Source organism: Streptomyces silaceus, from assembly GCF_001419745.1.
Lineage (GTDB): Bacteria > Actinomycetota > Actinomycetes > Streptomycetales > Streptomycetaceae > Streptomyces > Streptomyces silaceus.
The window spans coordinates 1-11,077 of sequence record NZ_LIRJ01000467.1; the positions used below are offsets into that span (position 1 = coordinate 1).

Consider the following 11,077-nt stretch of genomic DNA (forward strand, 5'->3'; position numbering starts at 1 on the left):
CCTGGCCGTGGACGCGCTCGGCCTCGGCGAGCAGGTCGAGCTCGATGTAGTACCCGGCCCGCTTCGGATCCTCGGCGATCTTCATCTGGGCGCCTTCGAGCAGCAGGTCGAGGCGCTGCTTGACGATCGCGCGGATCCGCGCCTTGTACGCCTGGCCCTCCTCCAGCATGTCGAAGAGCGAGAAGAGCGCCATCATCACCTGCTGGGGGAGCGAGAGCCCCGCCGTGTGGTTGAGGGCGACCTGCCGGGAGTCGGCGACCAGGCGGTCGATGAAGCGGATCTTCTCCGGCTCCAGCGACAGCGTCCCGTAGCGCTTGGCGAGCCGGTCCTTCTCGGTCTGCGGCAGCCCGGCGATCATCTCGTCGACGACGTTGTCGTCGTGCAGGCCGATCACGCCGAGGCGCCAGCCCGTGCAGCCGTAGTGCTTGGAGTACGAGTACACGAGCAGGGTGTTGCGCGGCAGGTCGGCGGCGATCGAGCGGAAGTCCTCCACGAACGTGCCGTACACGTCGTCGGTGACGAGCAGCAGGTTCGGGTTCTCGGTCGCGACGATGTCCTTGATCTGGTCGGCGACGCGCTGACTGAGCGCCAGGGAGGGCGGGTTGGACGGATTCACGAGACAGACCAGCTTGACCGCGGGGTCGGCGAGCTTGGCGACCTCCTCGGTGGGATAGCGCCACTCGCGCACGCCGGTCTCGGTGAACAGGCTCGCCTCGACGTTCACGACGTCGAACTCGTACGTGTCGAGCTCGGGGATCTCGATGTACGGCGTGAACACCGGCACCATCAGGGCGATCTTGTCGCCCTTCTTCAGGATCCCGTTCTTCATCAGCGAGTCGAAGATGTAGCACATCGCCGCCGTGCCGCCCTCGGTGGCGAACAGCGACAGATTGTCCGACGGCGGCTTCTCGTCGAACATCTCGTCCGCGAGATAGCCGCGCACGATCTGCTCCGTGTGCGTCAACATGCGGTCCGGTACGGGGTAGTTGTCGCCGATCGAGCTGTCGGTCAGTTCGTGGATGAAGGCGTCGCGGTCGAAGCCGAAGCGCTCGACGGCGTACGCGACGCACTTCTCCAGGAGCTCGATGCCCGGCAGGTCGGGGTGGCGGCGCACGAACGTGTCGAAGCGCTCGCCGGAGCCCGGCTTCTCCGGCATGCCGCCGAGGTTATCGGCCGTCCACACCCTCCTGGACTCGGAGAGGGCGAAGTAGCCGAGCGCGTAGAAGGCCTCGCGCGGTCCGGTGGCGGTCCAGTTGGGGTTGCCGCGGCCCGCGTTGAGCATCTGGGCGCTCGACTTCTCCTTCTGGCCCGGCTTGTCCGCCTGCGCCGCCTGCGCGATCTGGATGAACTTGTCCTTCAGCTCGAAGGGGCTGAGCTGTGCGAACGACTGGATTTCCTCGCGGGTGAAGGTGGTCTTCGGCACGGTGCTTCCTTAACTACGAGAAGTCGGTGACTACGAGAAGTCGGTGAACTCAGTGGTGGAGGAGGACGATGACGGCGCCCCAGATCGTCAGGAGGACGTTGCCGACGGCATACGGGATCGTGTAACCGAGCGTCGGCACCTGGGACTTGGACTGTTCGTTGATCGCGCCGATCGCCGCCGTGGTGGTCTGGGCGCCCGCCAGGACGCCCATGAGGACCGGGAAGCGGATCTTCTGTACGTAGTGGCCGAAGAGGAAGCCCACGATCAGCGGTAGCACGGTGGCGACCGCGCCGAAGACGAGGAGCCCCCAGCCGGCCGAGGAGAGGCCGCTGGTGAAGCTCGGCCCGGCGTTCAGGCCGACGACCGCGACGAACAGACAGAGCCCGAGCGTGTCCATGAACCACTGGGCGCCGGGCGGGACATTGCCGTACGTGGGGTACTTGCCGCGGATCCAGCCGAAGACCAGGCCCATGATGAGCGCGCCGCCGGAGGTGGAGAGCGAGATCGGCACGCCGCCCGCGGTCAGGGCCGGGATGCCGATGCAGCCGCCGAGGAAGATGCCGAGGCCGACCCAGAGCATGTCGGTGGCGAACGACGTCGGCACGGGCTTGCCGATCTCCCGGCCCGCCGGGTCCACCAGGCGCTTGGGCCCGGTGAGGGTGAGGGTGTCGCCGCGCTCCAGCTTGGTGGAGAGCCGGTAGGGGAACTCGGCGCCGGAGCGGTACACCTTGTCGACGTAGACGCCGACCATGAAGGGCTCCGCCCGCAACTCGCCGATGCTCCTGCCGAGTTGGGCCTTGTCCGAGACGACGACGTGCAGGGTCTCGGTCTGGTAGCCGAGCAGCTCGACGTCGTCGGCCTCGCCGCCGATGTGGGTGCGCGCGTCATAGGTGACCAGGTCGCCGCGGAGCGCGCTCAGGGCCACGACGTCGCCCGCCCGCAGCACGGTCTTCTGGTCGTGCGGCAGGACGGCGCCCTCGCGTCGCACGCCGGTGATGTAGAGGCGGCGGTCCAGCTGCTTCTGCTGGTCCTCGAAGTCGTCGATGGTGCGGCCCACCACGTCGGGCCGCTCGACGCGGTAGGCGCGCAGGACCACCTCGTAGTAGCCCTCGCCGAGGTCGGGGTCGTCGGCCGGGGCGTCCAACTCCTTGGCGAGCGCGGCGGATTCGGCCGCGAGGTCCCTGCGGTAGAGCTTCGGCAGGACGTTGGCGAGGAGCATCGCGCACAGGATCGTGCCGAGCGGGTAGCAGACGGCGTACCCGACGGCGACGAGGTTCTCCTGCTCCTTGACGGCAGCCGAGGAGAGCCCCGGCAGATTGCCGATGGCGTCCTGCGCGACGCCGATCACGGCGGACTGGGTGAGCGCGCCGCCGAGCAGCCCCGCCGAGAGGCCGGGACCGTAGCCGAGCATGGCCGCGAAGCCCCAGCAGACGAGCAGGCCCGTCACGCAGACCACGACGGCGTTGAGGACCTGCGGCAGACCGTCCTTCTTCAGGCCGCGGAAGAACTGCGGGCCGACCTTGTAGCCGAGCGCGAACAGGAACATCGTGAAGAAGAGGTTCTTCACCGTCCCGTCGATCGTCACCTTGAACTGCGCGCCGAGCAGCAGCCCCGCGACGAGGCAGCCGGTGACCGCGCCGAGCGCGATGGCCTTGTAGCGCAGCTTCCCGAAGAGGAAGCCGAGGGCCACGGTGATGAAGACCAGCAGCTCGGGGTGGGGCTGGAAGATGTTCCGGTCGAGGAAGTCGATCATTTCTCACGCTCCGAGGACGCCGACGAGGATCGGCCCGGTCAGGGGGAGCAGGAAGTTGGAGAGGGCATAGGTGATCGTGTAGCCGAGCATCGGCACGGAGCTCTGGGCCACCTGGGTGACGGAGGTGATCGCGGGGGTCGAGCACTGCTGGCCCGCGATGGCGCCGATGAGCAGCGGCTTCTCGATCTTCAGGAGCTTGCGCCCGACGACCAGGGAGAGGGTCGCGGGGACGAGGACCATGGCGATCCCGGCGAACGGGAGCAGCGCCCCGTACTCCTTGAGCAGCGGCCAGGCCTGCGGTCCCGACACGAGCCCCGTACAGGCGATGAAGACCGCCAGGCCCATGTCCTTGATGGTCCCGGCGGCCTGCGGGGGGAAGGCGCCGAAGGTCTGCTTGCGGGAGCGGAACCAGCCGAAGAGCAGCCCGGAGATCAGACAGCCGCCGCCGGTGCCGAGCGACATCGGTACGTCGCCGAACGTCACGACGACCTGCCCGAGCAGGGAGCCCGCCGCGATGCCGAGACCCAGATAGATGAAGTCGGTGGCGTCGTTCTTGACGACCGCGCCGATCCGCGCGACCAGTTTGTTCAGCCCGGAGCGGGCGCCCACCAGGGTGAGCACGTCGCCGCGCCGCAGCGTCGTGTCGCCGGCCGCGGGCAGGTGCTGGTCGCCGCGGAGCACCTCGGTGACGTACACGCCGTCCGCGGCGAACTCGGGGTGGGCCTGCTGGAGCTGGTCGACGGTGAGGCCGTCCGTCGTCTTCTCGGTGACGGCGACCTGGCTGGTGGCGAGCGGGGTGTCGACGCCGGGGATGCCGGGGGTCTCGGGGCCGAGGAGGCGGCCCGCCTCGATGACGTTGGCGCGCCGGCCGACCAGGAGGACCAGGTCGGAGAGGGTCAGCTCCAGGCCGGGGGCGGGCGTCAGCAGCCGGCTGCCGCGCTTGACGGCCTCGACGGTGACGCGGCCGTCCAGCTCGGCCTCCAGGGCGCCGACGGTCCGGCCGTCGCCCGCCGTCACCAGATAGGTGCGGCCGACCATGCCGGGCAGCGCGGCACGCTCGTCGGCCTCCAGGCCGCCGCCCCCGCGCATCTTCTCCCACAGCTCGCGCGAGGCGTCCCGGAGGTTGACGCGCAGCAGCATCGGCATGATCTGGCTGGTGTAGATCACGATGGTGATCAGGCCGAAGAGATAGCAGACGGTGTACGCGGTGGCGACGTGCCCCTGGTACTCGGTGATCTGCGCCTGGGTGAGGCCGCTCAGCTTGGCGATGGACTCGGTGGCCGTGCCCACCACGGCGGATTCGGTGGCGGCGCCCGCGAGGATGCCCGAGGCGGTGCCCACGTCCAGGTCGAAGGCCTTGGCCAGGCCGAACGCGATGGCCAGGACGCTGACCAGCTCGATCCCGCAGAGCGCGAAGAAGCGCAGGCTCTTGCGGTTGAGGTTGGCGAAGAACTGGGGTCCCGCCATGTAGCCGAGGGCGAAGATGAAGAGCGCGAAGAAGATCGTCTTGACGTCGTCGGAGACGGTGACCTCGGTCCAGGCGCCCAGCAGCAGCGAGACGATCAGCGTGCCGCAGATGCCGCCGAGGGTGATGGGGCCGACGCGCAGCTTGCCCACGAGGTAGCCGAGGGCGAGACAGAGGAAGAGCGCGAGCTCGGGATGGTCGCGGAGGACTCCCACGGGCACTCACCGTGCCCGTTCTGTGGCTTTACGTATGGAATGCGGCATATCCGCAAAATAAGGAGCCGAGTGGGAGGCTGCCACTCGGCTCCGTGCGGCTCTGCCGGGCGGCGGATCAGCCCATGCCGTGCTCCCGCGGCAGTTCCCCGGAGGCGGCGACCTTCGCGTACCAGTGGGCGCTGGACTTCGGGGTCCTGGCCTGCGTCGCGTAGTCGACGTGGACCGCGCCGAACCGCTTGCTGTAGCCGTACGCCCATTCGAAGTTGTCGAGCAGCGACCAGAGGTAGTAGCCGCGGACGTCGGCGCCCGCCGCGATCGCCTCGTGCACGGCGGCGAGGTGACCGTGCAGATAGCGGATGCGCTCGGGGTCGTGGACCTGGCCGCCGGGGCCGGGGCGGTCGTCGTAGGCCGCGCCGTTCTCCGTCACGTAGAGCGGAACCCCGGGGGCCTGAGCGGTGTACTCAAGGAGAAGGTCCTTGAGACCGGTCGGATCCACCGGCCAGTCCATGGCGGTGAGTTCACCGGGCGCCCGGTGGAAGAGGACGTGTTCGTCGGCGCCCGGCCAGGGGGAGTGGTCGCTCGCGCCGTGCCCGTCGGGGCGCGGCCGGCCGTTCCCCGCGGACCCGTCGGCCTCGACGGCCGACACGACAGCGGGGGAGTAGTAGTTGATGCCGAGGAAGTCGAGGGGCTGGTGGACGGCCCGCAGATCGCCGTCCCGGACGAAGGCCCAGTCCGTCACGCGCGCGGTGTCGGCCAGCAGATCGTCGTCGTACGCGCCGTGCAGCATCGGCCCGGTGAAGACGCGGTTGGCCAGCGCGTCGATCCGGCGCCGCGCGTCCTGGTCGGCCGCGGACGGGGTGAGCGGGCGCACGGCGCTCGGATTGAGGCTGACGCCGATCCGCGCCCGGCCCGGCAGCACCCCGCGCAGCGCCTGCGCGCCCAGTCCGTGCGCGAGGTTGAGGTGGTGAGCCGCGCGCAGGGCGGCGGCGGGATCGGTGCGGCCCGGCGCGTGCACGCCCGAGCCGTAGCCGAGGAAGGCGCTGCACCACGGCTCGTTGAGCGTGGTCCACATGTCCACGCGGTCCCCGAGCGCCCCGGCCACGATCCCGGCGTACTCCGCGAAGCGGTGGGCGGTGTCCCGCTCCGGCCAGCCGCCGCCGGCCGCCGAGCCGCTGGGGAAGGCGTCCTCCAGTTCCTGCGGCAGGTCCCAGTGGTAGAGGGTGACCATCGGCCGGATGCCGTGCGCGAGCAGCTCGTCGACGAGCGCGCGGTAGAAGTCGAGCCCGCGCTGCACGGCGGGCCCGCGCCCGGTGGGCTGCACCCGCGACCACGACACCGAGAAGCGGTACGCGGAAAGGCCCAGATCCGCCATGAGGCGCACGTCGTCGCGCCACCGGTGGTAGTGGTCGACGGCGACGTCCCCCGTGTCGCCGCCCAGCACCTTGCCGGGCGTATGGCTGAAGGTGTCCCAGATCGACGGGGTGCGGCCGTCCTCCCGCACGGCCCCCTCGATCTGGTACGCGGCGGTCGCGGCGCCCCACAGAAAGCCGGCGGGAAAGGTCGAGATCACGGTGGACGAAGACATAGGAGCGCTCCCATGAGTCGTACGGAAAGGAGGAGTTGACGCGGCCGGCGGCGCCGCGGGGCAGGTCAGCCCTTGACCGCGCCCTGCATGATCCCGCCCACGATCTGCTTGCCGAACAGCACGAACGCGAGCAGCAGCGGCAGCGTCCCGAGCAGCGCGCCCGCCATGATCACGGACTGGTCCGGGATGTTCCCGCGGCCGAGCCCGGCGAGCGCCACCTGCACGGTCGGTTCGCCCTCCTGGGTCAGGGCGATGATCGGCCAGAAGAAGTCGTTCCACGCCATGACGAAGGTGAGCATGGCGAGGACCGCCATCGCGGGGCGCGCGGCCGGGAAGACCACGTGCCAGATCACCCGCCAGCTGCTCGCCCCGTCCACCCGGGCGGCCTCGATCAGCTCGGTGGGCAGCGCCTCCTGGAGGTACTGCCGCATGAAGAACACCCCGAAGGCGCAGACCAGGCTGGGCAGGACGACGGACTGCAGCTGATCGGTCCAGCCGAGCTCCGCCACCACCATGAACATGGGGACGACGCTCAGCTGGGGCGGCACCATCATCGTCCCGATCACCAGGAGCAGCAGGAAGCCCCGGAAGCGGAAGCGGAGCTTGGCGAAGGCGAAGCCCGCGAGGGTGGAGAAGAGCACGGTGCCGATGGTGACGGTGCCCGCCACCACCAGGGTGTTGAGCAGGGCCGTGCCCATGTTGGCGTCGGTCCAGGCGATCTCCAGGTTCTTGAAGAGATTGCCGCCGAACCAGAAGGGAGGAGGTGTCTCGGCGAGCCGGGTGTTGTTGCGCGAGGCGGCGATCGCCGTCCACACCAGCGGGAAGAGCGAGCCGATGGTGAACAGGATCAGCACGGCGTAGGTGATCTTGCCGCCGTGCAGCTGGCGTCCCGCGCCCCGCTTCTTGGGGCGGCGCGTGTCCCGGGTGTCCGGCTTGCGGGGCCGGCTGGACAGAGTGGTGGTCACGTCATCCCCTCACGCGCTCTTGCGGATCCGGCGGCTGATGACCCAGTTCACGAGGCCGATCAGCACGAGAATCAGGAACATCGTCCAGGCGATCGCCGAGGACCGGCCGAGGTGCTGGTTGAACCAGCCCTGCTCGTACAGGTAGAGGCCGAGCGTCTGGAACTGGTGGTCGGAGCCGCCGGTGGGGCTCGCGCCCTGGCTGAACAGCAGCGGCTCGCCGAAGAGTTGGCTCGCCCCGATCGTCGAGACGACACAGGTGAACAGGATCGTCGGCCGCAGCGAAGGGATGGTGACGTGCCGGAACTGCTGCCAGCGGCTCGCGCCGTCCAGCGCCGCGGACTCGTACAGGTCGTGCGGGATGGCCTGCATCGCGGCGAGGTAGATCAGTGCGTTGTAGCCGGTCCATCGCCAGATCACGATCGCGGAGACGGCGAACTGCGCGGTCCAGTCCCCGTTCTGCCAGTCGACCGCGTCGACGCCGATCAGGCCGAGGCCCCAGTTGATCAGCCCGTGGTCGGTGCGGCTGAACATCAGCACGAACACCAGCGTCGCCGCGGCCACCGAGGTGGCGTACGGGGTGAGGATCGCGACCCGGAAGAACATCGAGCCGCGCAGGCGGTAGTTGAGGAGATGGGCCAGGCCCAGCGCCATCGCGAGCTGCGGCACGGTCGACAGGAGCCCGATGGTGAAGGTGTTGCGCAGCGCGTTCCAGAAGAACTCGTCGTCCCAGAGCCGGGAGAAGTTGCGCAGGCCCACCCACTCCATGTCGGTGGGCGCGCCGAGCTCCACGCGGTGCAGCGAGGCCCACCCCGTGTAGAGCAGCGGGAAGAGCCCGAAGGCGACGGAGAAGAGGAAGAAGGGGGTGATGAAGGCATAGGGACTCCACTTGATGTCCCAGCGGTAGCGGCGGCTGCGCCGTGCCCTGCGGCGCTCGTCGGCGGGGTCGGCGGCCCGTGTCGCGGCCTTGGTGCGGGGGGCCGCACCCTCCTCCCCCTGGGAGGGCGCGGCGGTGCTGGCGTCGCTCGTCATCCCGGTCACTGGTCCAAAGCGTTGTCGATCGTCTTCACGGCCTTGTCCCAGGCCTTGTCGGGAGCGGTTCCCTTCTGGTCGACGCCGAGCATCCCGGTGTCGGCCAGGTACTGGGAGATGATTCCGTCCTTGGGGCCGATGGGCTGGACCGGCACGCCCTCGGCGGCCTTGGAGAAGATCTGTCCCACGGGCGCGTTGCCGAAGTAGGGGTTCTTGGCGTCCTTCACTTCGGGCAGGCCGTAGGCGGCGTCGGCGCTCGGGAAGCTGGCCCGCTCGTCGAAGAGCTTGGCGAGCTGCTTGGGCTCGGTCAGCCAGGCGGCGAGCTTGGCGGCCTCCTCCTTGTTCTTGCCCGCCTCGGGCACGGTCAGGAAGGAGCCGCCCCAGTTGCCGGGCCTGGGCGAGGCGGCGACGTCCCACGTGTCCTCGCCCTTGTCGCCGGCCTTGTCCTTGATGTAGCCGAGCATCCAGGGCGGGCAAGTGAGCGTGGCGAAGGAGCCGTTGGAGATGGCCTGGTCCCAACTGGGCTGGAACTGCTGGAGCTTGGCGGTCAGGCCCGACTCGGCGAACTCGGCCGCGAGGTCCCAGCCCTCCTTCACGGCGGGGCTGTCCTTGTAGATCAGCTCGCCGTTCTTGTCGTAGAACTTCTCCGTGCCCGACGCGTGCACGGCCGCCATCACGCCCGTCGCGCCGTCCACGAAGGAGGTGTCCTTGGGCGCCTTGGCCTGGTACCGCTTGCCCGCGGCGAGGTACTTCTTCCAGTCGCCCGCCCAGAGCTTGCCGACCTCCTCGCGGTCGCTGGGCAGACCGGCCTTCTCGAAGAGGTCCTTGCGGTAGCAGATGCCCGTGGGGCCGATGTCGGTGCCGAGCCCGATGGTCTTGCCGTCCTTGGTGGTGCCCTGCTGCCACTTCCAGTCCAGGAAGTCGCCCTTGGCGACGCCGTTCACCTTGCCGAGGTCCATCAGCTTGGCGGAGTGGGTGGTGGTCAGCTCGGCGATGTTGCCGACCTCGACGGCCTGGATGTCGGAGAGGCCGCTGCCGCTGCTGAGGTGGGTGAGCAGGGCGGGCCAGTAGTTCTCGTTGCGCTGCACGGAGTTCTGCTTGATCTTGATGTCCGGGTGCAGGCGCTCGTACTCCTTGTAGAGCCCGGCCTCCTGCAGGCCGAAGGCGCCGAAGACGCCGATCGTGAGGGTGGTCCTGCCCTCGCCGCCGCCTCCGCCCCCCGAGGAGCCGCCCGGCTCCTCCTTGTCCTCGGCACAGCCGGCGAGCAGGCCGGCGGCGAGGGCGGTGACGGCCGCGAGGACCGCCACCGAGCGGGATGTACGAGTCCTGTAGCGCATTGCGTCCTCCTCGTGCCCTGAACGTGCCGACCGCCCTCGGTCAACTGGAGTGGTGGGAATGCGAGTTGGGGATATCCGGCAGGGGCGGGGAACGTGCGGGTCGTGTAAGAGCCAGATAGGATGGGAGCGCTCCCATGTGTGATGTCTTGAAGAGTCGCGGCTCGCCGCGGGGGTGTCAAGGCGACGGACGCCAAGAGTTGAAGGCATCCGACGAGCGGCGGCCGAGCCGCGCGAGACAGGGGGCCGGGCCGTGGGTCCGGCCCGGGTGACCGGCTGTTAGATTCGCGTCGTTGGGAGGCAGGGAGATGGGGACTCGTCAGCCCAGGGGGCGGAGCGGGGGGCGTCCCACGCTCGAAGAGGTCGCGGTCCGCGCCGGCGTCGGCCGCGGCACCGTGTCGCGGGTGATCAACGGCTCGCCGCGGGTGAGTGAACGCACCCGGGCCGCCGTCGAGGAGGCGGTGGCCGAGCTCGGTTATGTTCCGAACACGGCGGCCAGGGCGCTGGCGGCCAATCGCACCGACTCGATCGCGGTCGTCGTCCCCGAGCCGGAGTCGCGCTTCTTCGCCGAGCCGTACTTCTCGGACATCATCCACGGCGTGGGCCAGGCACTCGCCGAGACGGACATGCAGCTCCTGCTGACCTTCGCGGGCGGGGACCGGGAGCGCAGGCGCCTGGCCCAGTACCTGGCCGCGCACCGCGTGGACGGCGTCCTGCTGGTGTCGGTGCACGCCGACGACCCGCTGCCCGACCTGCTGGAGCAGCTGGAGATCCCCGCGGTGATCAGCGGTCGCAGATCGGCGGACGAGACGCTGGCCTCGGTGGACTCGGACAACTTCGCGGGGGCCCGCGCGGCCGTCGACCATCTGCTGGACCGCGGCCGCCGCACGATAGCCACGATCACCGGCCGCCTGGACGTGTACGGCGCCCAGCGCCGCCTGGACGGCTACCGCGACGCGCTGGAGGGCGCGGGCCACGAGGTCGACGAGGCGCTGATCGTGCAGGGCGACTTCACGGAGGAGGGCGGGCGCCGTGCGATGACCGAGCTCCTGGAGCGCGCCCCGGCCCTGGACGCGGTCTTCGCGGGCTCGGACGTGATGGCGGCGGGCGCCCGCCAGGTGCTGCGCACCGCCGGCCGCCGGATACCGGAGGACGTGGCCCTGGTCGGCTTCGACGACTCGGCGATCGCCCGGCACATGGACCCGCCCCTGACGAGCGTGCGTCAGCCGATCACCCAGATGGGCCGCACCATGACGGACGTCCTCCTCGCCGAGATCGCGACCCCCCACCCGCCGCCCACCCGCCGCC

The 11,077-nt window shown here is 69.9% G+C and carries 8 protein-coding genes; 1 reads left to right on the plus strand and 7 read right to left on the minus strand.

From position 1 onward, the window contains the following. From AOK22_RS34200 to AOK22_RS34230, 7 genes are all read right to left on the minus strand, one after another. Positions 1-1,423, minus strand: a 1,423-nt coding sequence (locus AOK22_RS34200) for a bifunctional aspartate transaminase/aspartate 4-decarboxylase (protein ID WP_055702605.1), incomplete at its 3' end; no start/stop codon positions are given. A gap of 49 nt (positions 1,424-1,472) precedes the next feature. Then, a complete protein-coding gene (aspT, locus tag AOK22_RS34205; RefSeq protein ID WP_055702606.1) occupies positions 1,473-3,176 on the minus strand; it encodes an aspartate-alanine antiporter in 1,704 nt (567 codons plus the stop codon). Positions 3,177-3,179: 3 nt separating this feature from the next. Beyond that, positions 3,180-4,856 carry an aspartate-alanine antiporter gene (gene aspT / locus AOK22_RS34210; protein ID WP_055702607.1) on the minus strand — a complete coding sequence of 559 codons (1,677 nt, stop codon included), beginning with the start codon at positions 4,854-4,856 and terminating at the stop codon, positions 3,180-3,182. A 115-nt stretch (positions 4,857-4,971) separates the two neighbouring features. Beyond that, a complete protein-coding gene (locus tag AOK22_RS34215; protein WP_055702608.1) occupies positions 4,972-6,441 on the minus strand; it encodes a glycoside hydrolase family 1 protein in 1,470 nt (489 codons plus the stop codon). Between the two features lie 65 nt (positions 6,442-6,506). Beyond that, positions 6,507-7,406 carry a carbohydrate ABC transporter permease gene (locus tag AOK22_RS34220; protein ID WP_055702609.1) on the minus strand — a complete coding sequence of 300 codons (900 nt, stop codon included), beginning with the start codon at positions 7,404-7,406 and terminating at the stop codon, positions 6,507-6,509. Positions 7,407-7,415: 9 nt separating this feature from the next. Continuing rightward, positions 7,416-8,435 carry a carbohydrate ABC transporter permease gene (locus tag AOK22_RS34225; RefSeq protein ID WP_079037007.1) on the minus strand — a complete coding sequence of 340 codons (1,020 nt, stop codon included), beginning with the start codon at positions 8,433-8,435 and terminating at the stop codon, positions 7,416-7,418. Between the two features lie 5 nt (positions 8,436-8,440). Further along, complete coding sequence (locus AOK22_RS34230; protein WP_055702611.1) at positions 8,441-9,772, minus strand: ABC transporter substrate-binding protein; 1,332 nt, start codon at positions 9,770-9,772, stop codon at positions 8,441-8,443. A 305-nt stretch (positions 9,773-10,077) separates the two neighbouring features. Here AOK22_RS34230 and AOK22_RS34235 point away from each other — a divergent pair. After that, positions 10,078-11,077 (plus strand): LacI family DNA-binding transcriptional regulator (locus AOK22_RS34235; protein ID WP_055702612.1); only part of this gene is annotated, 1,000 nt, incomplete at its 3' end.